At 69.2% G+C, this 23669-nt stretch carries 17 protein-coding genes; 11 read left to right on the top strand and 6 right to left on the bottom strand.

Annotated features, from left to right (window positions below; translation table 11 throughout):
* Positions 1 to 50 precede the first annotated feature (50 nt).
* Together CF68_RS08295 and phhA are read right to left on the bottom strand one after the other, a co-directional pair.
* Positions 51 to 350: a 4a-hydroxytetrahydrobiopterin dehydratase gene (locus CF68_RS08295; protein WP_010811305.1), complete on the bottom strand. Its 300-nt coding sequence runs from the start codon at positions 348 to 350 to the stop codon at positions 51 to 53.
* Between the two features lie 149 nt (positions 351 to 499).
* A complete protein-coding gene (gene phhA / locus CF68_RS08290; RefSeq protein WP_035817374.1) occupies positions 500 to 1429 on the bottom strand; it encodes a phenylalanine 4-monooxygenase in 930 nt (309 codons plus the stop codon).
* Between the two features lie 169 nt (positions 1430 to 1598).
* Here phhA and CF68_RS08285 point away from each other — a divergent pair, with 169 nt between their 5' ends.
* From CF68_RS08285 to CF68_RS08265, 5 genes are all read left to right on the top strand, one after another.
* A complete protein-coding gene (locus CF68_RS08285; RefSeq protein WP_010811303.1) occupies positions 1599 to 2084 on the top strand; it encodes an Lrp/AsnC family transcriptional regulator in 486 nt (161 codons plus the stop codon).
* Positions 2085 to 2193: 109 nt separating this feature from the next.
* Entirely contained in the window at positions 2194 to 8265 is a 6072-nt protein-coding gene (locus CF68_RS08280; RefSeq protein WP_035817372.1) for an alpha-2-macroglobulin, read from the top strand.
* Positions 8262 to 8966: a lysoplasmalogenase gene (locus CF68_RS08275; protein WP_035817369.1), complete on the top strand. Its 705-nt coding sequence runs from the start codon at positions 8262 to 8264 to the stop codon at positions 8964 to 8966. The genes CF68_RS08280 and CF68_RS08275 overlap by 4 nt, the downstream gene beginning before the upstream one ends.
* Positions 8963 to 11188 (top strand): penicillin-binding protein 1C, encoded by a 2226-nt coding sequence (gene pbpC, locus CF68_RS08270; protein ID WP_035817367.1) that lies wholly within the window; start codon positions 8963 to 8965, stop codon positions 11186 to 11188. The genes CF68_RS08275 and pbpC overlap by 4 nt, the downstream gene beginning before the upstream one ends.
* A gap of 70 nt (positions 11189 to 11258) precedes the next feature.
* Positions 11259 to 12212: a delta(1)-pyrroline-2-carboxylate reductase family protein gene (locus CF68_RS08265; RefSeq protein WP_035817365.1), complete on the top strand. Its 954-nt coding sequence runs from the start codon at positions 11259 to 11261 to the stop codon at positions 12210 to 12212.
* On the opposite strand, the gene CF68_RS08260 is transcribed toward CF68_RS08265, so the two are convergent.
* The gene (locus tag CF68_RS08260) at positions 12213 to 12845 is read right to left on the bottom strand and encodes a TetR/AcrR family transcriptional regulator (protein WP_035817362.1); all 633 of its coding nucleotides are present in this window, start codon (positions 12843 to 12845) and stop codon (positions 12213 to 12215) included.
* Positions 12846 to 13025: 180 nt separating this feature from the next.
* Here CF68_RS08260 and CF68_RS08255 point away from each other — a divergent pair, with 180 nt between their 5' ends.
* Positions 13026 to 15014 carry an alkyl/aryl-sulfatase gene (locus CF68_RS08255; RefSeq protein WP_035817359.1) on the top strand — a complete coding sequence of 663 codons (1989 nt, stop codon included), beginning with the start codon at positions 13026 to 13028 and terminating at the stop codon, positions 15012 to 15014.
* A gap of 270 nt (positions 15015 to 15284) precedes the next feature.
* Positions 15285 to 16007: an OmpW family protein gene (locus CF68_RS08250; RefSeq protein WP_035817355.1), complete on the top strand. Its 723-nt coding sequence runs from the start codon at positions 15285 to 15287 to the stop codon at positions 16005 to 16007.
* A 72-nt stretch (positions 16008 to 16079) separates the two neighbouring features.
* Here the strand turns inward: CF68_RS08250 and CF68_RS08245 are convergent, their stop codons facing one another.
* Positions 16080 to 16280, bottom strand: a complete 201-nt coding sequence (locus CF68_RS08245; RefSeq protein WP_035817353.1) for a heavy-metal-associated domain-containing protein — start codon at positions 16278 to 16280, stop codon at positions 16080 to 16082.
* A gap of 197 nt (positions 16281 to 16477) precedes the next feature.
* Between CF68_RS08245 and CF68_RS08240 the strand changes: the two genes are divergently transcribed.
* Positions 16478 to 18955, top strand: coding sequence for a heavy metal translocating P-type ATPase (locus tag CF68_RS08240; RefSeq protein WP_035817351.1), 2478 nt, complete (start codon positions 16478 to 16480; stop codon positions 18953 to 18955).
* A 12-nt stretch (positions 18956 to 18967) separates the two neighbouring features.
* On the opposite strand, the gene CF68_RS08235 is transcribed toward CF68_RS08240, so the two are convergent.
* Positions 18968 to 20017 (bottom strand): RNA-guided endonuclease TnpB family protein, encoded by a 1050-nt coding sequence (locus CF68_RS08235; RefSeq protein WP_035817445.1) that lies wholly within the window; start codon positions 20015 to 20017, stop codon positions 18968 to 18970.
* A 99-nt stretch (positions 20018 to 20116) separates the two neighbouring features.
* Between CF68_RS08235 and cueR the strand changes: the two genes are divergently transcribed.
* Entirely contained in the window at positions 20117 to 20536 is a 420-nt protein-coding gene (gene cueR, locus CF68_RS08230) for a Cu(I)-responsive transcriptional regulator (RefSeq protein WP_035817349.1), read from the top strand.
* 110 nt (positions 20537 to 20646) lie between these two features.
* Entirely contained in the window at positions 20647 to 21567 is a 921-nt protein-coding gene (locus tag CF68_RS08225) for an alpha/beta hydrolase (RefSeq protein WP_035817347.1), read from the top strand.
* Here CF68_RS08225 and CF68_RS08220 read toward each other — a convergent pair.
* Positions 21564 to 22451, bottom strand: a complete 888-nt coding sequence (locus CF68_RS08220; RefSeq protein WP_035817443.1) for a LysR family transcriptional regulator — start codon at positions 22449 to 22451, stop codon at positions 21564 to 21566. The genes CF68_RS08225 and CF68_RS08220 overlap by 4 nt on opposite strands.
* A 230-nt stretch (positions 22452 to 22681) precedes the next feature.
* Between CF68_RS08220 and mmsA the strand changes: the two genes are divergently transcribed.
* A partial coding sequence (gene mmsA / locus CF68_RS08215) for a CoA-acylating methylmalonate-semialdehyde dehydrogenase (protein WP_063832556.1) occupies positions 22682 to 23669 on the top strand: 988 nt, incomplete at its 3' end.

Here is a 23669-nt window from a genome sequence, read left to right as displayed (position 1 = left end):
TTACGGATTGCCTACAGCGGCCAGATCCGGCGCTGCCGCCGCGCCCGCGCTTAGTCGGTCACCGCATCGGCGGCGCGCTCGATGAAGTGGGCCAGGTCGATGTCGCGCTGGGTCAGGCCGTTGGCATCGTGCGTGGACAGCGTGATGTCGACCCGGTTGTAGACGTTGAACCATTCGGGGTGGTGGTCGGCTTTCTCGGCCTGGATCGCCACGCGCGTCATGAAGCCGAAGGCGGCATTGAAGTCATGGAAGGTGAAGCGCTTGAAGATCGCGTCGCGGTCCGGGACGGTGGTCCAGCCGGGCAGGTCTGCCAGCAGCGTGGCACGGGCTTGCGGGGAAAGCGGGGTCATAGGGGGCTCGATCTGGTCGTAACGAAAACGAAGGCCGCAAATCAATGCGGACAGCCGGCCCGCCCGCGCCGTGGCGGCGGGCATGCCGGCATTGTTTCACAAAGCGGGAAGCGGGGCAGCGCGCCCCGGGTTTGCCGGCGAGGGCCGGATCAGATGTCTTCGGTGTCGGCCCAGCCTTCACGGGTGCCGACATTGAGCACCTGGTCGCCCGGGGCCACGTCGCCCGCGCCCAGCGTCGGCTGCGCGCGCAGTTCTTCGTACAGCGGCGCAAAGTCCGGCCGGGTGGCGTCAAACAGCTGTTCGAAGCTGTCGATCACGAAGTAGGTCTTCTGGAAGGTGTCGATGCGGTAGCGCGTGCGCATGATGCGGCGCACATCGAAGCCGATCCGGTTGGGGCTGGCCGAATCCAGGCTGTAGATCGACTCGCCCTGGCTCGACAGGATGCCCGCGCCGTAGATGCGCAGGCCCTGCGGCGTGCGGATCAGGCCGAATTCAACCGTGTACCAGTACAGCCGCGACAGCATGTCCAGCGCGCCCAGCCCGGCCGCCTTCAGCCCGCCCTTGCCGTAGGCCTCCATATAGTCGGCGAAGACCGGGTTGATCAGCAGCGGCACATGGCCGAACACGTCGTGGAAGCAGTCCGGCTCCTGCAGGTAGTCCAGCTGCTCGGGCTTGCGCATCCACCAGCTGGCCGGGAAGCGGCGGTTGGCCAGGTGCTCGAAGAACACCTGGTCCGGCACCAGGCCGGGCACGGCCACGACCTGCCAGCCGGTGGCGCGCATCAGGGTTTCATTGAGCTGGTCGAAATCAGGGACGCGGTCCTTTTCCATGCCTAGCGTGGCCAGGCCCTGCAGGAATTCATCGCTGACACGGCCCTGCAGCATCGCGGCCTGGCGCTCGTACAGCTTGCGCCAGATGGCATGGTCGGTGCTGGTGTAGCGGTGCACCGGCTGGGCGATGGTGAAATCCGGGCGCAGTTCCTGGCCGGACAGCAGGCCGGCGTCGAACTGTTCCTTGAGCTTGTCGGTCAGGGTGCCCTGGAAGGCGCCGGGGGCTTCGGTGGCCGTGGCGATGGACATGGTGCGCGTCTCCTTGTAATGCGTGCTTGCTGCATCGGCGGCAGCATGAATGCGGATTTACTGCGTAGTTTAGACAGCCAGGCGCGCAGAATGGCCGCAAAATCCGCTTGTTTTGGTGCGGCGGCGCATATAATGTGCATCGTTCAAATAAAGAGTGCGGGATTTGTGTATGACTGCCTCCGGCGTCTCCCTGGACCCCTTCGACCTCGCGCTGCTGGCCGTCCTGCAGGCCGACGGCCGCACCACCCACCAGCAGCTGGCCGAACGCGTGCACCTGTCGCCCAGCCAGGTCGGGCGCCGGCTGGCGCGGCTGGAAGCCGACGGCGTCATCACCGGCTACCGCGTCAACCTGTCCTCGCAAGCGCTGGGACTGGGGGTGATGGTCTTTATCAGCGTCAAGCTGGCCCACCATGCCGACACCATCATCGAACGCTTCCGCGAAGAGATCCTGCTGCTGGAAGAGGTGCAGGAGTGCTATTCGGTGGCCGGCGAGGCTGACTACCTGATCCGCGTGGTCGTGCCCGACCTGCCCACGCTGGCCGAATTCACCATGAAACGGCTGATGCGCGTGCCCGGCGTGGAAAGCGTGCGTTCGAACATCGTGCTGACCGCGATCAAGTGCGACGGCCCGCTGCCGCTGTCGCACCTGCGCTGAATCTTTTCCTGCGGCGCGTTGCAGGTTTGCGTGCCGGTCTTGCGCTCCTGTGGCGTGCGTGTCACCCTCGCCGGGTGCCGCAAACGTGGCGGGAACGGAGGATGGCAGGATGAAGGGAATCGTCGCCCGAGCCGATCGGGGTCTTGGCAGGTTGCCAATGCAATCGCATGCGCGGCGCGCAGTCCTGGCCCTGGTGGCCACGCTTGGAATCCTGGCAGCCGGCGGCGCGCAGGCCGCGCAGGTGACGCGCTTCTCCCCCGAAGGCACGGTCGGTCAGGTCAGGCAGGTGGCGATCCGCTTCGACGAGGCCATGGTGCCGATGGGCGACGTCCAGGCCGCCGCGCCCGCGGCGGTTTCCTGCACCGGTGCCGGCACCGGCGGGCAGGCCCGCTGGATCGATGCGAAGAACTGGGTCTATGACTTTGCCAGCGACCTGCCGCCAGGCGTGCGCTGCACCGTGCGCATGCGTACCGGCCTGCGCAGCGTGGCCGGCACCGCCTATGCCGGCAAGCCGGAGTACCGGTTCGAGACCGGCGGCCCGACGGTCGTGTCCAGCCGGCCTGCGGGCGGCGAGATCGAGGAAGACCAGGTCTTTGCGCTGCGCTTCAATGGCGCCGCCACCGCGGCCTCGGTACGCGAGCACGCCTGGTGCCAGGCGCAGGGGCTGGGCGAGCGCATCCCGGTGCGCTTGCTCGCCGGCAAGGAGCGCGATGCCGTGCTCGACGCCATCCACTGGGAACGCATCGCCAAGCAGGCGCCCGATGCCGTGCACCTGCTTGCCTGCCAGCAGCGGCTGCCGGCCGCGGCGCGGGTGCAGCTGGTGCTGGGCGCGGGCATTGCCACGCCCTCCGGCGTGGCCACGCGCGATGAGCGCCGCTTTGACTACACCGTGCGCGAACCCTTCACTGCCAGCTTCAGCTGCGAGCGTGAACACGCGCAGTCGCCGTGCACGCCGCTGCGGCCGATGTCGGTCAGCTTCTCCTCGCCGGTTCCGCGCAAGCTGGCCGAGAGCGTGGTGCTGAAGACGCCGTCCGGCCCGCGCGCGCCGCAGTTCGATCCCGACCTGGCGCCGGACGCCAGCGTCAGCGCGCTGACCTTTGCCGCGCCGTTCGCGGAGAAGGCCCAGTTCACCATCGAAGTGCCGCGCAACCTGAAGGACGACAGCGGCCGCACGCTGGCCAATGCCGACCTGTTCCCGCTCAAGGTGGCCACCGCATCGATGCCGCCGCTGGCCAAGTTTGCCGCGGCGCCGTTTGGCGTGGTGGAACGCTTCGGCGAATTGCCGCGCGGCAAGTCGCTGGCCGACTACCCGCCGCTGCTGCCGGTGACGCTGCGCAACGTCGAGGCTGACCTCGCCGTGCGCGGCGTGCAGGCCAGGGCCGGCACCGTGATGAAGCTGCGCGTGGACGACGACACGGCCGTGATGCAGTGGTTTGGCCTGGTGCGCCGCATGCATGAGGCCAGCTATACCCGGGCCGAGCTCGACGCCGTGCTGGCGGGCCGCTCTCCGTATCGCGTCAGCAACCCGCGCAATGCAGTGTCGATCGAGACGCGCTCGGTGTCTCTGCTCGAGCACGCCCCCGGCGTGCAGAAGCTGGCCGTGCCCAAGCCTTCGGGCGATGCGCCGCGGCCGTTCGAGGTGGTGGGCATCCCGCTGCCGGAACCAGGCTTCCATGTGGTGGAGATCGCCTCGCCGATGCTGGGCGAGTCGCTGCTCGGCAAGCGCGCGCCGATGTACGTGCGCACCGCGGCGCTGGTCACCAACCTGGGCGTGCATTTCAAGCTGGGCCGCAGCGCCGGCAATGAAGACGATGGCAGCCGCAGCGGGCTGGCCTGGGTCACCGCGCTGGACGACGGCAAGCCGGTTGCCGATGCCGCCGTGGCGGTGCGCGACTGCAGCGGCCGCCTGCTGGGCGAAGGCCGTACCGATGCCAGCGGCGTGGTGCGCTTTGCCAAGCTGGCTGCCGCGCCAGAGAGCGCCTGCGACCAGAACGGGCTGTCGGGCTATTTCGTCTCGGCCCGCATCGCCGTCGGCCACCCGCAGGCACGCGGCAAGGCCGACATGGCCTTCGTGATGTCGGACTGGAACCGCGGCATCGAGACCTGGCGCTTCAATGTGCCGACCGACACCAGCACCGCACCCACGGTGCGCGCCCACACCATCTTCGACCGCACGCTGCTGCGCGCCGGCGAGACCGTGTCGATGAAGCACCTGATCCGTGCCGAGACCGCGCAGGGCTTTGCCCTGCCGCCGGCCAGCCGCCCGCTGCCCACGCGCGTGGTGATCCGCCATGAAGGCAGCGGCCAGACCTACGAGCTGCCGCTGCAATGGCGCCAGACCGCGACCGGCGGGCGCAGCGCGGAAAGCACCTTCCAGGTGCCGGCGGCGGCCAAGCTGGGGGTCTACAGCGTCGAGCTGGAAACGCAGAAGGGCGAAGGCGCGCAGGACGAAGGCGGCGCGCGCAGCTACACCAGCGGCAGTTTCCGGGTCGAGGCATTCCGCTTGCCGGTGCTGGCCGGCACGCTGCAGGTGGCAGGCAAGGCGGGGGCCGTGGTCGCGCCTGCCGAACTGCCGGTCGGCGTGGAGATCCACTACCTCTCCGGTGGCGGTGCGGCCGGGCTGCCCGTGCGTGTGTCCGCGCTGCTGCGCGACAAGTACGTCAGCTTCCCCGGCTATGACGAGTTCTCGTTCAACCCGCCGCGCGCGCAGCGCGAAAGCGCCAGCGGCGACGAGGAGATGGATGAGGACGAGCAGGGCGATGCCAGTGCCGACAGCCAGAAGCTGGTCGCCGACAAGCTGCCGGTGACGCTCGACAAGAACGGCAACGGCACCGTCACGCTGCGCAAGCTGCCCAAGATTGAAGCCCCGCGCGACTTGCTGCTCGAAGCCGGCTTTGCCGACCCCAACGGCGAGATCCAGACGCTGCGCCAGACCGTGCCGGTGTGGCCGGCGGCGGTGGTGGCCGGCATCCGCACCGATGGCTGGGTCTCGGTCAAGCAGAAGCTGGCCGTGCACGGCGTGGTGCTGGACGTCAATGGCAAGCCGGTGGCGGATGCGCCGGTCAAGATCAACGCGCGGGCACGCATCACCACCTCGGCGCGCAAGCGCGTGGTGGGCGGCTTCTACCGCTATGACAACCGCACCGAGACGCGCGACCTCGGCACCGTGTGCGAGACCCGCACCGATGCGCAGGGCCGTGCGCGCTGCGACGTGGCGCTGGAGCAGGCCGGCCAGATCGAACTGGTGGCGAGCGCGCGCGACAAGGACGGGCGCACCGCGCAGGCGGCCTCGACGGTCTGGGTCACGCGCCAGGGCGAGCTCTGGTTCGGCGGCGAGAACCATGACCGCATCGACCTGCTGCCGGAGAAGAAGTCCTACGCGCCGGGCGATACCGCGGTGTTCCAGGTGCGCATGCCGTTCCGCCACGCCACCGCGCTGGTGGCGGTGGAGCGCGAGGGCATCTACCAGACGCAGGTGGTGGAGCTGCATGGCAGCGATCCCACCGTGCGCGTGCAGGTGAAGCCGGAGTGGGGGCCCAACGTCTACGTGTCGGTGCTGGCCTTGCGCGGGCGCCTGCATGAGGTGCCCTGGTATTCGTTCTTCACCTGGGGCTGGCGCCAGCCGGGCGAGTGGTGGCGCGCGTTCCGCAGCGAGGGCCGCGAATACGCCGCGCCGACGGCGCTGGTGGACCTGTCCAAGCCGGCCTTCCGGCTGGGGCTGGCCGAGATCCGCGTCGGCAATGCAGGCCACCGGCTCGACGTTACCGTGACGCCGGACAAGGCCAGCTATCCGGTGCGCGGCAAGGCGCGCGTGGCGATCCAGGTGAAGCTGCCCGACGGCAAGCCCGCCGCCAACGGCGAAGTGGCGCTGGCCGCGGTGGACCAGGCCTTGCTGGAACTGATGCCCAACACCAGCTGGGATTTGCTCGATGCGATGCTGCAGCGGCGCGGCTACGGCGTGGAGACGTCGACCGCGCAGATGGAGATCATCGGGCGCCGCCACTACGGGCGCAAGGCGGTGCCGGCGGGCGGCGGCGGCGGCAAGAGCCCCACGCGCGAGCTGTTCGACACGCTGCTGGTATGGAACCCGCGCGTGCAGCTCGATGCCGAGGGCCGCGCCAGCATAGAGGTGCCGCTCAACGATTCGCTGACCAGCTTCCGCATCGTCGCGGTGGCGGACCTCGGCCTCGGCCGCTTCGGCACGGGCAGCGCCATCATCGCCGCCACGCAGGACCTGCAGGTGATTTCCGGCCTGCCGCTGCTGGTACGCGAGGACGACCGCTACCGCGCCATGTTCACGCTGCGCAATACCACCAGGCGCGCGATGACGGTGCAGGCCAGCGCGCGCGGCACGCTGCTCGGCAATGAGGCCAGCCTGCCGGCGCAGACCGTGCAGATCCCTGCCGGCGAAGCGCGCGAGATCGGCTGGGACGTGACCGCGCCCGCGCTGCTGGCGTACTCGCGCAGCGGCACGGTGATGTGGGAAGTGCAGGCGAGCGAGCAGGGCACAGGGGGCGCGGCCGACCGCATCAAGGTGTCGCAGCAGATCGTGCCGGCCGTGCCGGTCACGGTGCAGCAGGCCACGCTGGCGCAGGTGTCGCCGTCGCTGTCGGTGCCGGTCAAGGCGCCGCCGGGCGCACTGGCGGATCCGGCGGGCAAGGTGCGCGGCGGGGTGCAGGTGAACTTCCAGTCGTCGCTGGCGGGCGGCATGCCGGGCGTGCGCGAGTGGTTCCGCAACTACCCGTTCACCTGCCTGGAGCAGCGCGCATCGAAAGCCATCGGCCTGAACGACACCGCCGCGTGGGACGCGCTGATGACGCAGCTGCCGTCCCACCTCGATGCCAACGGCCTGGCCTCGTACTTCCCGCTGAACGCCGACGGCGACTTCGGCAGCGAAGTGCTGACCGCCTACCTGCTGGCGGTCACCGACGAGGCCGCGCGCGCCGGGCTGGCGCTGCGCATCCCCGACGCGCAGCGCACGCAGATGGAGCGCGGGCTGACCGATTTCGTCGAAGGCCGCATCCGCCGCGACAGCTGGGCGCCGGTGGCCGGCACGCAGTACTTGGAAGCGCGCAAGCTGGCCGCGCTCGAGGCGCTGTCGCGCACCGGCCATGCGCAGGCGCGCATGCTGGGATCGATCCAGATCCTGCCGGCGCAGTGGCCGACCTCGGCGCTGCTGGACTGGACCCTGCTGCTCACGCGCATGCAGGACATCCCGCAGCGCGAGCAACGCCTGGCCGAGGCGCAGCAGCTGCTGCGCTCGCGCCTGACGGTGCAGGGCACGCGCCTGGCGTTCTCCACCGAGCGCAACGACAACTGGTGGTGGATGATGGCCGGCGGCGACACCAATGCCGCGCGCCTGCTGGCGCTGGCGTCGGAACTGCCGGGCTGGAAGGAAGATGCGCCGCAACTGGCCACCGGGCTGCTGGGCCGGCAGGTGCATGGTGCCTGGGGCACCACCACTGCCAACGCGTGGGGCATGCTGGCGGTGACGCGCTTCTCGCAGGCGTTCGAGAAGACGCCGGTGGCGGGCACCACGCGGGCGAGCGTGAACAATGCGGCCGATGCCTCACGCAGTTTCGACTGGGCGCGCGCGCAGCGCACCGACGGCGTGGCCCAGGGCAGCGTCGACCTGCCGTGGCCGACCGGCGCCGACGGCGGCACGCTGCAGGTGGAGCACGCCGGCGCCGGCCATCCGTGGGCCACGGTGCGGGCGCTGGCGGCGGTGCCGGTGACCGCGCCGCTGGCCGCGGGCTACCGCATCAAGCGCACCGTGACGCCGCAGGAGCAGGCGGTGCAGGGCAAGTGGTCGCGCGGCGATGTGTACCGCGTCAAGCTGGAGATCGATGCGCAGGCCGACATGACCTGGGTGGTGGTCAGCGATCCGGTGCCTGCCGGCGCCACCATCCTCGGCAGCGGCCTGGGCCGCGACTCCGACATCGCCACGCGCGGCGAGAAGCGCAAGGGCGCGGCCTGGCCGGCCTACACCGAGCGCACGCCGCAGGCCTACCGCGAGTACTACGGCTACCTGCCCAAGGGCACGGTATCGGTCGAATACACGGTGCGGCTGAACAATGCCGGCGACTTCGCGCTGCCGCCCACGCGCGTGGAAGCGATGTACGCGCCCGATGTGTTCGGCGTGGCGCCCAATGCACGGCTGGCGGTGGGGGCGCGCCCATGAGCTGGCTGTCGATGATGATGCCGGCACGCGTGCGCGAGTGGTGGCTCGCGGGCACGCTGGCCGGCATCATCTACGGCGCGCTGCTGGTGCAGGTGGCGATCGAGCTGCCTGAAGGCGCGCCTCTGACCGGGCATATCGCCATGCAGCCCGCGTGGAAGATCGCGATGGCGCTGCTGCTGGCACGCGCCGCGTGGTTCCACCGGCCGCTTGTGGAGCGCCGCTGGCTGGTCACCGCGCTGCTGTTCTCGGCCCTGGGCGACCTGCTGCTGGCGCTGCCGACGCTGACGTTTTCGTTCATGGGCGGGCTTGGCGCCTTCCTGCTCGCGCACCTGGCCTACCTGCGCGTGCTGGTGCCGCTGGCGGGCGATACGCGTCCGCACCGGCTGATTGCGTGCGGCGCCATGCTGGGCGTGGCGGGCACCATGCTGGGCCGCTTCTGGCCCAATATGGGCCCGCTGACGGTGCCGGTGGCGATATACGTGGGCGTGCTTGCGGCGATGGCCTGCAGCGCGCTGGTCGCGCGCCTGCCCACGCCGCTGGCGGCGCTGGGGGCGCTGTGCTTTGCCGCATCGGACATGATGATCGGCATCGCGCGCTTCCTGGTGCCGTTCGAATCCTTCCAGCTTGGCATCTGGTGGACCTACGCCGCGGCGCAGGTGCTGCTGGTGGCCGGCATCGTGGCGGGACGCAGGCAGGCATGAAGCAGCGCAGTATTCGCGTGGTGCTGGTGACGGCGTTGATCTGGTCCGCGCCGGCCTTGGCGCTGCCGTCCTTCGAGCAAGTCCGTACCGACTGGCGCAGTGCCGATGTGGTGGTGCTGGACCGCCATGGCGACACCGTGGGCCGCGTGCGCGACGACTTCCGCGCGCGCCGCGGCGACTGGGTCGCGCTGGCCGATACCTCGCCCGCGCTGCGCACTGCCATCGTGCTGTCGGAGGACCGGCGCTTCTATGCCCACAGCGGGGTCGACTGGCAGGGTGTGGCGGCCGCGGCCTGGGCCAACCTGTGGAACACGCGCACGCGCGGCGCCTCGACGCTGACCATGCAGCTGGCGGGCCTGCTTGATGAGGACCTGCGCCGGCCGGGCGCGCCGGGGCAGGGCCGCAGCTTCACGCAGAAGCTGGGGCAGGCTGCGGGTGCGGCGGCGCTGGAGCGCAGCTGGAGCAAGGACCAGATCCTGGAGGCCTACCTGAACCTGGTGCCGTTCCGAGGCGAGCTGGTGGGCCTGTCGGCGATGTCGCAGGTGCTGTTCGGCAAGTACCCGGAAGGGCTCAACGCGCGCGAATCGGCGCTGGCGGTGGCGCTGGTGCGCGCGCCCAATGCCAAGGCCGGGCAGGTGGCAAGCCGCGCCTGCGGCATCCTGCGCGAGATGCGCCTGCCGCGCGAGTGCGATGGCCTGGAAGGCTTTGCGCAACTGGCGCTGCTGCGCATCGGGCCGGTGGCGCAGCGCGCCGCGGCAGCCACGCCGTCGGCGGCGTCGCCGCAGCTGGCACTGCACCTGGCACGGCGCCTGGTCAGCGAGACGCGCTCGCGACTGGCCGCGGGCGTACCCATGCCTGCGCGCATCGCGTCCACGCTCGATGCCCGCCTGCAGCGCGCGGCTGCCACCAGCCTCGACCGGCACCTGCGCGAACTGGCCGGGCGCAACGTCGAGGACGGCGCGGTGGTGGTGATCGACAATGCCAGCGGCGACGTGCTGGCCTATGTGGGCTCGTCGGGCACGCTGTCAGGGGCCGCGCAGGTGGACCACGCGGCGGCGCTGCGGCAGGCGGGCTCGACGCTCAAGCCCTTCCTGTACGAGCAGGCGCTGGAAGAGAAGCGGCTGACGGCGGCCTCGCTGCTGGACGACCGGCCGGTGAACCTGCCGGTTGGCGGCGGGCTCTACGTGCCGCAGAACTACGACCACCGCTATGCCGGCTGGGTCAGCCTGCGCGCGGCACTGGCCGCATCGTTGAACGTGCCGGCGGTGCGCACGCTGGTGATGGTGACCCCGCACCGCTTCCACAAGCGGCTGGTGGCGCTGGGGCTGCCGCTGACCGAGGCCGGCGACTACTACGGCTACAGCCTGGCGCTGGGCAGCGCCGACGTTTCGCTGCTGGCGCTGACCAATGCGTACCGCGCACTGGCCAATGGCGGGCGCTACGCGCCGCCACGGCTGCGGGAAGGGGCGCCAGCCGCATCGATGACAGCGGTGATGCAACCAGGCGCCAGCTACGTGATTGCCGACATCCTGTCGGACCGCCATGCGCGCGCACGCACCTTCGGCCTGGACAGCCCGCTCACCACGCGCTTCTGGACCGCGGTGAAGACCGGCACCAGCAAGGACATGCGCGACAACTGGTGCATCGGCTGGTCGCAGCACTACACCGTGGGCGTGTGGGTCGGCAATGCCAGCGGCGCCAGCATGCACGAGGTCTCGGGCGTATCGGGCGCAGCGCCGGTCTGGCACGACATCATGGAAGCGCTGCACCGCACGCGCGCCAGCCACGCGCCCGCCATGCCCGCCGGCGTGCAGCGCGTGGCGCTGAGCTTCGACGACGGGCTGGAGCCGGCGCGCGATGAAATCTTTCTTGCCGGCACGGCGATCCGGCGGGTCAGCGTGAGCGCACCCGCCGCGCGCCCGACCGCACCCGTGATCGCCAATCCCGCCGACGGCACCGTGTTTGCGCTGGACCCCGACATGCCGCCCGCGGTGCAGCGTGTCTGGTTCCATGCCGAGGGCGTGGCCGGCCAGACCGCGCGCACGGTCAGCTGGCGCATGGACGGCAAGCCGCTGGGGCGCGGCGGCGAGGTGGCATGGCTGCCGTGGCCGGGGCGGCACCAGGTGGAGCTGCTCGATGCGTCAGGCAAGGTGGTGGACCGCATCGGCATCGAAGTGCGTGGCGCATCAGTGCGCGCGCCTGTGCCAGCGGCCAGGCGCTGAGGCTGGCGTTCTGTGCGCGGCCGGGCATGCGCAATAATGGCGCTTCGCAACGTCTTGCCGGAGCCAGCGCATGTCCTTCGTCCCCCTCGATGCCGCCAGCACGGCGGCACGCCTGCCGTATCCCGAACTGGCGCAAGCCATTGCCGACATGCTGGCCGAGCTGCGCGACGGCACCGCCATGGCGCCGCCGCGCATTGCGCTGCCGGTGGGCGATGCGCAAGGTGGCGAAGGCACGTTGCTGGTGATGCCCGCGCGCAACCGCAGCCTGGTGATGACCAAGAACATCACCGTCCATCCCGGCAACCCGCAGCGCGGGCTGCCCAATATCCTCGGCGAGGTGGTGGTGGCCAACGCGCACACCGGCGAGCGCATCGCCATGCTCGACGGCCCCACGGTGACGGGACGGCGCACTGCGGCGGTGTCGCTGCTGGCGGCGCAGTGCTTTGCTGCGCGCCCGGACGGCGAGTTGCTGATCGTCGGCGCCGGGGTGCAGGCGCTGACGCACCTGGAGGCCTTCGTGGCCGGGCTGGGCGTGCGCAAGGTGTGGCTGCATTCGCGCACGCGCGACAAGGCAGAGGCGCTGGCGGCGCACGCGCGCACGCTGGGCGTGGAAGCGCAGGTGGCCGAGTCGGTCGCTGCAGTATTGCCCCGTCTATCGATGGTGGTCACGGTCACGTCCAGCCGCAGCCCGGTGCTGCCGGACCTGGACAGCGGCCTCTGGCGCGACGATCACTTCATTGCCGCGGTCGGCGCGTTCCGGCCCGACATGTGCGAACTGCCGCCGGCGCTGTGCCATGCGGCCGCGGATAGCGGGCGGCTGCTGGCCGATACCCTGTTCGGGATCGAGGACGAAGCCGGCGACCTGCTGCAGGCCGGCATCGACTGGGCCGACGTGCAGCCGTTCGAGAGCGCGATCCTGCAGGCCGATGCCATCCGTGCGCGGGCCGGCAGCCCGCTGGTATTCAAGAGCGTGGGCTACGCGCTGTGGGACCTGGCGGCCTGCGTGCTGGCCAGCCGCGGGTGATTACCCCGCGCCATCGCGGGCACGCAGCCAGTCGCTGAACAGCTCGCGCGCCGGCGCCAGGAAGCCGGCGATCGGTTCGCTGCGGTCGCTGGCATACCAGTGGCAGTAGCAGCCGTGGATGGTCGCCACCATCAGGCGCGCCATCGGCGCGGGCAATGGGCGCCCGGGGGCGGACAGCGCATCGACCAGGTCCTGCACATGCGCGTCCCAGCTGCGGCGGATCTCCTCGCGCACGCTGGGCGGCACGCTGCCTGAGAACAGCAGGGCCAGCACGACACCCTTGGCTTCCGGATTGGCCGTGAAATAGTCGGCCACCCGGTCGAAGGCGTTTTCCAGCCGCCGCGCCGCGGTCTTGCCCCGGTGCGGCTCCGTGCCGAGCTCCTCGCCGATATCCCGGAACAGGCTGGTTGCGGCCTCCGCCAGCAGCATTTCCTTGCTGCCGAAATGCCACAGCAGGCTGCTCTTGGCCACGCCGGCCTCGGCCGAAATCTGGTCGAGGGTCACCTCGGCGTAGCCGTGCGCGCTGATCAGTCCGCGCGTCACGGCAATGACGCGTTCCCGGGTTTCCAGGCCGCGGCGGTTCTTGGTGACGGAGGCTGGAGGCTTTTGTGCGGCCGGGCGGGTCGGTGGCATGGGCGGGGGCGGAAGACAGGTGGTGCCGGCAGCAATTTAAGAGTATTCGGGCCGGATGCCTATTTGACAGCGGCGGGGGTCTGCCAGCAAACTCCAATATTGTACTGAACGTTCAGCACAAATACAGAAGTGTTGCAGGCCGGATACGGACATCCGGCCCAGGATTTCCAGGAGACCAGGATGTCGTACCCGACTGCCATTGCCGCCGCCGCCGCCGCGCTGGCTGCAGCCGCCATCAGCCTTGCCGGCACCGCCGGCGCCGCACCTGCCCCGGCCACCGCGGGCAATCCCGCCACCGATGCCACCGCCCGTGCCAATGCGGCCGTGCTGCAGCAACTGCCGTTCCAGGACCGGCGTGACTTCGAGGCCGCGCGCCGTGGCTTTATCGGCACGCTGGACAACACCGAGATCCGCGACGCCAAGGGCAACGTGGTGTGGGCGCTGGACCCCTACGGCTTCCTCAAGCAAGACCAGGCGCCGGCCACCGTGAACCCCAGCCTGTGGCGCCAGGCCCAGTTGAACATGCACAACGGGCTGTTCCAGGTGACGGATCGGATCTACCAGGTCCGTGGCTTCGATATCGCCAACATGACGATCATCGAGGGCGATACCGGCCTGATCGTGATCGACCCGCTGACGGCGATGGAGACCTCGCGCGCCGGCCTCGACCTGTACTTCAAGCACCGGCCCAAAAAGCCCGTGGTCGCGGTGATCTATACGCACAGCCATGGCGACCACTTCGGCGGGGTCAAGGGTGTCATCAGCGAAGACGACGTCAAGGCCGGGCGGGTCAAGGTGCTGGCCCCAGAAGGCTTCATGGAAGAGGCCGTCAGCGAGAACGTCTTCGCCGGCACCGCCATGAGCCGCCGCGCACAGTACATGTATGGCTTCAACCTGCCGCGCTCCCCCACCGGGCAGGTGGATGCGGGGCTGGGCAAGGGGGTGGCGCACGGCACGCTGACGCTGATCCCGCCGACGGACCTGATCCACAAGACCGGCGACACGCGCACCATCGACGGCGTGCAGATCGAATTCCTGATGGCGCCGGGCACCGAGGCCCCGGCCGAGATGCTGATGTACTTCCCGCAGTGGAAGGCACTGTGCGCCGCCGAGGACGCTACCCACAACCTGCACAACCTGTACACCATCCGCGGCGCCCAGGTGCGCGACGCCAACCAGTGGTGGCGCGCGCTGGACGAGACCATCGACCGCTTCGGCGGCCGCACCGAGGTCCTGTTCGCCCAGCACCACTGGCCTACGTGGGGCCGCCAGGACATCGTCACCTACCTGGGCAAGCAGCGCGACGGCTACAAGTACATCCATGACCAGTCGCTGCGGCTGGCCAACATGGGCTATGTGCCGGCCGAGATCGCGGAGCGCATGAAGCTGCCGCCGTCGCTGGCCGCCGAATGGCATCTGCGCGACTACTACGGCACCGTCAGCCACAACGCCAAGGCGGTGTACCAGCGCTACCTGGGCTGGTATGACGCCAACCCTGCCAACCTGAACCCGCTGCCGCCGGAAGAGGCGGGCAAGCGCTACGTCGAGTTCATGGGCGGCGCGGCGCGCGTGCTGGAGCAGGCGCGTGCGGCGTATGCGCGTGGCGAGTACCGCTGGGTGGCCGAGGTGGTCAAGCACGTGGTCTTTGCCGATCCGTCGAACCAGGCTGCCCGCCGGCTGGAAGCCGACGCGCTGGAGCAGCTCGGCTACCAGGCCGAATCCTCGACCTGGCGCAATGCCTACCTGACCGGTGCCGCCGAACTGCGCAGCGGCCCGCCCCAGGCCGGCCGCCGCGCCGGCAGCCCGGACGTGCTGCGCGCCATGACCGACACCATGTTCCTGGACTACCTGGCGATCAGCCTGAACGGCGACCGCGCCGCGGGCAAGACGCTGGCGCTGAACTGGGTACAGCCGGACACGGGCAAGCGCTTTGCGCTGACGGTTGAGAACGGCGTGTTCCGCTACAAGCCCGACGCGCAGCACGCGTCCCCGCAGGCCACGCTGATCATGCCGCGCGCCGTGCTGATGGGGGTGCTGGCCGGCCAGACCACGCTGCAGGCCGAGACCCAGGCGGGCCGCGCCCGCGTGGACGGCGACCCGCAGGCGCTGGCGGCGTGGACGGCGCTGATGGACAAGTCCGAGCCGAACTTCAGCATCGTGACGCCCTGACCGCACCGGGATGGTGCAGGCGCGCGGCCACTGTTGCGCGTCTGCCCCATAAAACCTCTTTTGCCTGAGGGTTTTTTCCTGTGCGCGGCATAAACCGTTGTGCGGATGCCTCGGTGAATGGCCCTGAGAGCCGCTCCCATGCTGGTTTCTTAGTGGTTAACCCTCCCTTTAGGGGGCGTCCTCTACGAATCAGTGTCATCGGTGAAACAGTCGTGCACCGGCTGGCCGGATAATGCACACGGCAGTAACCGTATGAGGAGTAAGAGGACTATGAAATCCACCTATAAGAAGATGCTGGCGGCAGGCGCTGTCATGGCGCTGGCCGGAGCCGCACACGCGCAGTCGGCCGGCAGTAATATCGTCAGCATGGGCTGGTTCCGCGTGATGCCGAACAGCTCCGCCGATCCGCTGACCGTCGACAGCATCAATGGCCGCCCGGTCGGCATGACCCGGCCGAACACCGGCGCGGAGATCGAATCCGCCGACACGCTGGGCCTGGCCTTCACGCACTACTTCACCGACAACATCTCCGGTGAAATCGTCGCGGGCATTCCGCCCAAGCATGACGTCAAGGGCACCGGCAACTATGCCCAGTATGGCAAGCTCGGTTCGGTCAAGCAGTGGAGCCCGGCGCTGCTGGTCAAGTACCACTTCTTCGACGCCAAGACCAGGTTCCGTCCTTATGTCGGCATCGGCGTGAACTACACCTGGTTTACCGACGAGACCATCACCAACCAGAACTTCGTGAACCGCGAGTTCTTGCCGGGTGCGCGCATGACCGCCAGCGCCAAGCCGTCGTGGAACCCGGTGTTCAACATCGGCGCCAACTACGCCATCAACGACAACTGGTTTGTCGGCCTGTCGGTATCGTACGTGCCGGTGTCGACCCGCGCGTCCTTCACCACCCAGGCGGGCCCGGTGACGATCCAGTCGCACACCAAGATCAAGATCGATCCGGTGGTGACGTTCCTGAACGTGGGCTATCGCTTCTGAGCGCGGCACTCTGACAGCAGAAAGGGCACCCGGGGGTGCCCTTTCTTATTGGCGCCGGCTGCGGTGGCCAGCTTACGCCACCGACTTGACCGGATAGCCGGCCTCTTCGATGGCATCGCGCAGGGCCTCGGTGTCGGCACCGCTCTCGACGCGCACGGCCTGGGCGGGCACATCCGCGCTGACACGCGCGGCCGGGTCAACCGCCTGTACGGCACGCGTGATGGCGCCCACGCAGTGGTTGCACGACATGCCTTCGACCTGGAACTGGATCATGATGGGACTCTCCTGAACGGGATGGGACGGGCGGCAGGGTGCCGCGACAGATGTAGTTTGAACCTTCCCATGGTGGGAAGCGCAAGGGGAATTTGTTGGCGCCGATGTGACGGTAACACCCTGTGCATTCGGCCTTGACCTTCCAATGATGGTAAGGTCCATGATGCTGACATCGACACTGTGGATGACTCAGAACCATGCCAAATTCCAGCGCTGTGCTCGCTTCACAACCTGTCCGGTCGGCTGAAGATGTACCCGAATGGCGCCTGCCGGTAGACGGCATGACTTGCGCCTCATGCGTGCGCCGCGTGGAGAACGCGCTGGCCCGGGTGCCGGGCGTGCGCGACGTGGCCGTCAACCTGGCGACTGAAGCCGCAACGCTGCGCGCCGACTCGGGCGCGGTGCTGCCGGCCGCCGCCCGTGCCGTGTCCGATGCCGGCTACACGGTGCCGCAGGACACCATCGAACTGAATATTGCCGACATGACCTGCGCCTCATGCGTTGGCCGGGTCGAAAAGGCGCTGCGCGCCGTGCCGGGCGTGATGGACGCGCAGGTAAACCTGGCGACCGAGCGCGCCAGCGTCACGCTGCTGCGCGGCGCGGCGGATACCGCGGCGCTGGTGGCCGCGGTCGCGCGCGCCGGCTATGGCGCGACGCCGGTGGCCGATGCCGCATCACTGGCGCCGCTGGCCGGGCAGGGCACTGCCTTCTGGGACGGCCCCTGGCCGGTGGCGATCTCGGCGGCGCTGTCGCTGCCGCTGATGGCGCCAATGGTGCTGGAATGGTTCGGCGTGCACTGGATGCTGCCGGCATGGGTGCAGTGGCTGCTGGCCACGCCGGTGCAGTTCGTGTTCGGCTGGCGCTTCTACAAGGCTGGCTGGAAGGCGGTGCGCGCCGGCGCGGGCAATATGGACCTGCTGGTGGCGCTGGGCACGACGGCGGCCTATGGGCTTTCGCTGTGGCTGATGTGGCGCACGCCGGCCGACGCCATGCCGCACCTGTACTTCGAAAGCGCGGCCGTGGTGATCACGCTGGTGCGCCTGGGCAAGTGGCTGGAGACCCGCGCCAAGCGCCAGACCGCCGATGCCATCCGCGCGCTCGGGGCGCTGCGTCCCGATACCGCCCGCGTGCGCCGCGGCGGCGTGGAGCAGAGCGTGCCGCTGGCGGCGGTGCGCGTGGGCGACGAGGTGGTGGTGCGCCCCGGCGAGCGCATCCCGGTGGACGCCGAGGTGATCGAAGGCAGCAGCCACGCGGACGAATCGATGCTGACCGGTGAAAGCGTGCCGGTGCCGAAGAAGCCCGGCGACCGCATCACCGGCGGCGCCATCAATTTCGAAGGGCTGCTGGTTGCGCGCACCGAGGCGGTGGGCGCCGAGACCGTGCTGGCACGCATCATCCGCATGGTCGAGCACGCACAGGCGGCCAAGGCGCCGATCCAGCGCATGGTCGACCAGGTCAGCGCGGTGTTCGTGCCGGTGGTGCTGGGCATTGCGCTGGTGACGGTGCTGGGCTGGGGCCTCTTTGCCGGCGACTGGGAAACCGCATTGCTCAACGCCGTAGCGGTGCTGGTGATCGCCTGCCCATGCGCGCTGGGCCTGGCCACGCCCACGGCGATCATGGCCGGCACCGGCGCCGGCGCGCGCGCCGGCATCCTGATCAAGGACGCCGAGGCGCTGGAGGTGGCGCACCGCGTCAGCGTGGTGGCATTCGACAAGACCGGCACGCTCACGGTCGGCAAGCCGGAAGTGGTGGCGCTGCATGCGGCCGATCCCGCCGATGCCGACGCCAGCGCTCTGTTGGCGCGGCTGGCCGCGCTGCAGGCTGGCAGCGAGCATCCGCTGGCCCGCGCCGTGCTGGCCGCGGCGCAGGCGCGCGGCATTGCCGTGCCGCAGGCCACCGAGGTGCAGGCCCTGCCGGGCCGCGGCATTGCCGGCGTGGTGGACGGCCGCGCGCTGCAGCTGGGCAGCGAGCGCCTGCGTGAAGCGCTGGGCGCAGAGGCAGGCACGCTGGCAACGCTGGCGGAGCAGTTGCGCGCGGACGGCCGCACCGTGTCGTGGCTGGTCGAAACCACGCCGCCGCGCGTGGCCGGGCTGGTCGCGTTCGGCGATGCCATCAAGCCGGGCGCGCCGGCGGCGATCGCCAGGCTGCGCGCGGCCGGCGTGCGCACCGTGATGCTGACCGGCGACAACGCCGGCGCGGCGGCCCGCGTGGCGCAGGCGCTGGGGCTGGACGACGTGCAGGCTGAGGTGCTGCCCGAAGACAAGGCTGCCCGCGTGCAGGCCCTGGGGCGCGATGGCGCGGTGGTGGCGATGGTGGGCGACGGCATCAACGATGCGCCGGCGCTGGCGGCGGCGGACGTGGGCATTGCCATGTCGACCGGCACCGACGTGGCCATGCACGCCGCCGGCATCACGCTGATGCGCGGGGACCCGGCGCTGGTGGCCGATGCGCTGGCGGTTTCGCACCGCACCGTGCGCAAGATCCGGCAGAACCTGTTCTGGGCTTTTTTCTACAACGTGGTGGGCATTCCGCTGGCCGCGGCCGGGTTGCTGAACCCGGTGGTGGCGGGTGCGGCGATGGCGTTCTCCAGTGTCAGCGTGGTCAGCAATGCGCTGCTGCTGCGCCGCTGGCGTCCGCAGGCCGGGGCCGCCACGGCACAGGGAGGCGAGTGTTGACATCTCCCCTCCCTAGAGGGAGGAGATTCCCTCTGCAGGCGATCGATGTCCCGATCGGGCAAGGATATTTAGCGCAGCGTTCACATCGCGATCATGTACAGCACCGCATTCACTGCATATCCACTGCCTTATTCCAAGGTCTGCGATACCTTTCGGCCTCTCCGGCGGCATCGCGTCGCACGAAGAACAAACCTGGGTGGTGAAACGTTCGTCGACTTCCTCGTACCACGCGCCATGCGCAATCGCCTTGTACGCGAGCATTGTGCGGAAAGACGACCAGCCCGCATCGAGGACGGACTTCGCCATGCTGGTCCTGGCGAGGCCGGCGGCGTTCACATTCCCCACCGCGATGTAGTCGAAGTCCCGCACGATGCGACGCGGGAGCTTGTGCAGGAAGTCACGCCTTGCGTTGGTGATGCGGGCGTGAAGGTTCGTTGCCTGTCGCCGCTTGCGCGCTCGCTGCGCTTTGGCCAGCGCTTGCTCGAGTCGGCCAAGGTGGCGCGGATTCTCGACTTTCTCGCCGGTGGAAAGCGTGGCAAGGTCCTTCAAGCCCAGATCGATGCCCACGCCGCGTTCCGGGCAGCGGGCTTGGGTGTCGGCAACTTCAATCACGATGTTCAGGAACCAGTTGCCTCGCGCATCGCGGGAGAAATTCGTGCCGTCCTTGATCTTGCCTTCGGGAAGGGGGCGGGAGCTGAACACGCGAAACGTGTTGCCGGCAAAGCGGAATGCGTCGCCCGAGCGCTTGAGATCCCGGCCCTTGAGCGGCACCCAGCCGAGCGACTTGCGGCCGCGATAGCGCAAATAGGACCTGCGGTGCTGGCTACGCGACTTGGCGTACTGCTCGCAAACCGCGTTGACGGTGCCGGAATGGATGCCAAGCTCCTTGCTGCTGCCGGTGGTCAACACGTTCAGATCGAAACCCGTGGGCCACTTCTTGCCCCATTTGAGCGCGTGCTTCTGCGTGTCATTGCAGAAGTTCCAGACGTAGTTCACCGCGCGGCTCTGCTGATTGAGCAGGCCGTTCAGCGACTTCACCCGGTAGCGATAGACAAGAAGCATGCCGGTCATTCTAATTTGGGATTGCTTGCTGCCGGCAGCACTCCTTTCACTCCCCGCCCTGAAGGGCCTTGAAGGGCGAGGTTTCTCGGAGCAAGTCTGATGAATATCGGCGAAGCGGCGCAGGCGTCGGGCGTGTCGGCCAAGATGATCCGGCACTATGAATCGATCGGGCTGGTGGCGGCACCGCCGCGCACCGAAGGCGGCTACCGCCGCTATGACGAACGCGCGGTGCATACCTTGCGCTTCGTGCGGCGCGCCCGTAATCTGGGCTTCTCGCTCGACGAGATCCGCAACCTGCTGTCGCTATGGCATGACCGCGGCCGCGCCAGCGCCGACGTCAAGGCGCTGACGCTGCGGCATGTGGCCGACCTGGAGCTGCGCATCGCCGAACTGGCCGCCATGCGCGACACGCTGCGCGAGCTGGCGCAGCACTGCAGCGGCGACGACCGGCCGGATTGCCCGATTCTGGCCGATATGGCGCAGCCGGAAGCGCAGGACAGGCTTGCCTGCCACAGTTGAGCGGGACAGACAGTGCAAGGCAAAGCAGGCAGCAGGCAGCACCACAAAGAATAACGACAGCCGGCGCCAGCGCTTTGCTGGCGCTCCGTGCCGGGAGGAGACTTGCGCGAATGGAACAACCGATGACGGACGATCCTGCTATTGCCGGTGTTGCCGGCATTCCTGCCGATACCGCTGCCGGCACGCACGCGCCGGTGCAGAGCCGCCAGCGCATGCGCGACGGCACCGAGCTGTTGCTGCGCACCTGGCAGCCCGATCCGGCGCGCTTTGCCGAGCCGCTCGGCTCGGTGCTGCTGGTGCATGGGCTTGCCGAGCATGCCGGACGCTACCAGCATGTGGCCGATGTGCTGTGCGGGCTGGGGCTGCGCGTGCGTGCGCACGACCTGCGCGGCCACGGCGCCAGCGGCGGCGCGCGCATGGTGGCGGACCATCCGGATGCCTACCTGGACGACCTCGCCGAGATCTACGATGCCGCGGTGCCTGGCTGGAACGAGTTGCCGATCCTGCTTGGCCACAGCATGGGCGGGCTGATCGCGGCGCGCTTTGCCACCGCGCGCGTGCGCCCGGTGCGCGCGCTGGTACTGTCCTCGCCTGCGCTGGCGCTGAGGCTGTCGGGCCCGATGCTGGCGCTGCACCGCGTGCTGCTGCTGGCGCCGCGGCTGCGCGTTCCCAATCCGATCGATGCGCGGCTCTTGTCGCACGATCCCGCCGTGGTGGCCGCCTACCGCTCAGACCCGCTGGTGCAGACCACCATCACCGCCAGCGTACTGGAGAGCTTTATCCGCGGCATGGCGCAGGCCCAGGCCGATGCCGCGCTGCTGGAGGCACCCACGCTGATGCTGGTCGGCGGCGCCGACCGCGTGGTGGACCCGGCCGGCAGCCGCAGCTTCTTCGACCACGCGCCGCCGGAGTTGCGCGAAGAGGTCTGGTTCGAGCATGGCTACCACGAGATCTTCAATGAAGCGCAGCCATTGCGCGGCGAAGTGTTCGCGGCGCTGACCGGCTGGCTGCAGCGCCACCTGCAACACTAAGTCCGGAACACCGACTCGGCCACGCCGAACACTGCCGCGACGACCGGGTCGTCGCGGCGCGTGGCCAGGCATACCAGCGTCAGCTCGGTCTGCACCGAGACCCCTTCCACGATCACCAGCCCGTGCGCATGCGATTCGCGCAGCGCAATCGCGTCGCGCACCAGCGACAGCCCCACGCCGGAGCGCACCAGGTCCAGCATCGATGCCTCCTGGTCGACATGCGCCACCTTGTGCACGCCGGCCGGATCGACGCCGGCCTGCGCAAAGCGCGCCGACAAGAGCCGGTTGTGCGCCGATTCGGGCGGCGTCCAGATCCACGGCAGCGTTGCCAGCTGTGCCCATGAGCGCAGCGCGGTGCGCTCTTTCCAGCCCTTGGGCGCCACCACATAGTAAGAGAAGGGCGTCAGCGTCAGCGCATGGAAGCCGGCGTCGGGCGGCTGGCCCAGGTAGAAGCCCACGTCGAGCGCGCCGCTGCGTACCTGTTGCAGCACCCAGCCCGACATGCCGTGGCGCAGTTCGGTGCCGATCTGCGGGTGGCGTTCCACCAGCGTGCGCAGCATCAGGCCCAGCCGCGTGAATTCCGGATCGAGGATGGTGCCGATCGCCAGCCGGCCGCGCACGGTGTGATGCATCGCGCTGACGGTGTGCTGCAGGTCGCCCACGCCGTCGAGGATGCGCTCGGCCAGCGGCAGCAATGCGGCGCCGTCGGCGGTCAGCGTCAGGCCCGCGGCAGTGCGCTCGAACAGCCGGATGCGCCACGCCGATTGCAGCGCCTTCAACTGCAGGCTTACTGCGGGCTGCGTCAGGTGCAGCCGCTGCGCGGCGCGGGTCAGGTTGCCCTCGCGCGCGACGGCAACGAAGGCGCGCAGGTGATGGAGGTCCAAGGTAGTGTCGGGGCGAAAGGTGGCGCGGGAGCGTGGCGTGGTGCGGCGCAATATTTTGCGCTGCTTATATTGCGATTGACGATAAATCATTGGACGGGGCCGCGCAACTGCACCAAGCTTGCGCTCAATACGGCCCGGCGCGCCTTGTGCGGCGCGGCATCGATGCCAGTGTGAGACTGGCGGATGTTTGCGCCAGCGTCTTCACCAGACGCAAAGATCGGGCAAGCCGCATGCCGTCAGCGACCCAGCATTCAGGAGCGGAAGTGGAAGACATCCTTGCAGAAGCCAGCGCGGTGCAGACCATCATCGGCCATAGCATCGCAGGCCGGCGGACACGCGGCGCATCGCAGCGTCTGGCCGATATCTATAACCCCGCCACGGGCGAAGTCGCCGCGCGGGTGGCACTGGCCACCGCACAGGACGTGGCCGACGCCGTCGCCGCCGCCCATGCGGCATTCCCCGCCTGGGCCGACACCCCGCCGCTGCGCCGCGCGCGCATCCTGTTCAAGTTCAAGGAACTGCTCGACCAGCACCACGACGACCTGGCCGCGCTGATCACGCGCGAGCACGGCAAGGTGTTCTCGGACGCCAAGGGCGAAGTCACGCGCGGCATCGAGGTGGTGGAATTCGCCTGCGGCATCCCCAACCTGCTCAAGACCGATTTCACCGACAACATCGGCGGCGGCATCGACAACTGGAACCTGCGCCAGCCGCTGGGCGTGGTGGCCGGCATCACGCCGTTCAACTTCCCGGTGATGGTGCCGATGTGGATGTTCCCGGTGGCGATCGCCTGCGGCAATACCTTCGTGCTGAAGCCGTCGGAACGCGATCCGTCGCCGAGCCTGCTGATTGCCGATCTGCTGCGCCAGGCGGGATTGCCCGATGGCGTGTTCAATGTCGTGCAGGGCGACAAGGAAGCCGTCGATGCATTGCTTGCGCATCCGGACGTCCAGGCGCTGTCGTTCGTCGGCTCGACGCCGATCGCCCAATACATCTACACGGAAGGCACCAAGCACGGGAAGCGCGTGCAGGCGCTGGGTGGTGCCAAGAACCACCTGGTGGTGATGCCCGATGCCGATCTCGACCAGGCGGTCGATGCGCTGATCGGTGCCGCGTATGGTTCGGCCGGCGAGCGCTGCATGGCGATCTCGGTCGCCGTAGCGGTGGGCGACGTCGCCGACAAGCTCGTGCCGCGGCTCGCCGAACGCGCCAGCTCGC

The organism is Cupriavidus sp. SK-4 (genome assembly GCF_000611125.1).
Lineage (GTDB): Bacteria > Pseudomonadota > Gammaproteobacteria > Burkholderiales > Burkholderiaceae > Cupriavidus > Cupriavidus necator.
The sequence above is the reverse complement of the archived record's forward strand: the minus strand, read 5'-3'. Positions and strand labels throughout refer to the sequence as shown.

Excerpts from the sequence above, each read along its gene's own strand:
- CF68_RS08295 (WP_010811305.1), bottom strand. The coding sequence starts at position 350 with ATGACCCCGCTTTCCCCGCAAGCCCGTGCCACGCTGCTGGCAGACCTG.
- phhA (WP_035817374.1), bottom strand. The coding sequence starts at position 1,429 with ATGTCCATCGCCACGGCCACCGAAGCCCCCGGCGCCTTCCAGGGCACC.
- CF68_RS08285 (WP_010811303.1), top strand. The coding sequence starts at position 1,599 with ATGACTGCCTCCGGCGTCTCCCTGGACCCCTTCGACCTCGCGCTGCTG.
- CF68_RS08280 (WP_035817372.1), top strand. The coding sequence starts at position 2,194 with ATGAAGGGAATCGTCGCCCGAGCCGATCGGGGTCTTGGCAGGTTGCCA.
- CF68_RS08275 (WP_035817369.1), top strand. The coding sequence starts at position 8,262 with ATGAGCTGGCTGTCGATGATGATGCCGGCACGCGTGCGCGAGTGGTGG.
- pbpC (WP_035817367.1), top strand. The coding sequence starts at position 8,963 with ATGAAGCAGCGCAGTATTCGCGTGGTGCTGGTGACGGCGTTGATCTGG.
- CF68_RS08265 (WP_035817365.1), top strand. The coding sequence starts at position 11,259 with ATGTCCTTCGTCCCCCTCGATGCCGCCAGCACGGCGGCACGCCTGCCG.
- CF68_RS08260 (WP_035817362.1), bottom strand. The coding sequence starts at position 12,845 with ATGCCACCGACCCGCCCGGCCGCACAAAAGCCTCCAGCCTCCGTCACC.
- CF68_RS08255 (WP_035817359.1), top strand. The coding sequence starts at position 13,026 with ATGTCGTACCCGACTGCCATTGCCGCCGCCGCCGCCGCGCTGGCTGCA.
- CF68_RS08250 (WP_035817355.1), top strand. The coding sequence starts at position 15,285 with ATGAAATCCACCTATAAGAAGATGCTGGCGGCAGGCGCTGTCATGGCG.
- CF68_RS08245 (WP_035817353.1), bottom strand. The coding sequence starts at position 16,280 with ATGATCCAGTTCCAGGTCGAAGGCATGTCGTGCAACCACTGCGTGGGC.
- CF68_RS08240 (WP_035817351.1), top strand. The coding sequence starts at position 16,478 with ATGCCAAATTCCAGCGCTGTGCTCGCTTCACAACCTGTCCGGTCGGCT.
- CF68_RS08235 (WP_035817445.1), bottom strand. The coding sequence starts at position 20,017 with ATGCTTCTTGTCTATCGCTACCGGGTGAAGTCGCTGAACGGCCTGCTC.
- cueR (WP_035817349.1), top strand. The coding sequence starts at position 20,117 with ATGAATATCGGCGAAGCGGCGCAGGCGTCGGGCGTGTCGGCCAAGATG.
- CF68_RS08225 (WP_035817347.1), top strand. The coding sequence starts at position 20,647 with ATGGAACAACCGATGACGGACGATCCTGCTATTGCCGGTGTTGCCGGC.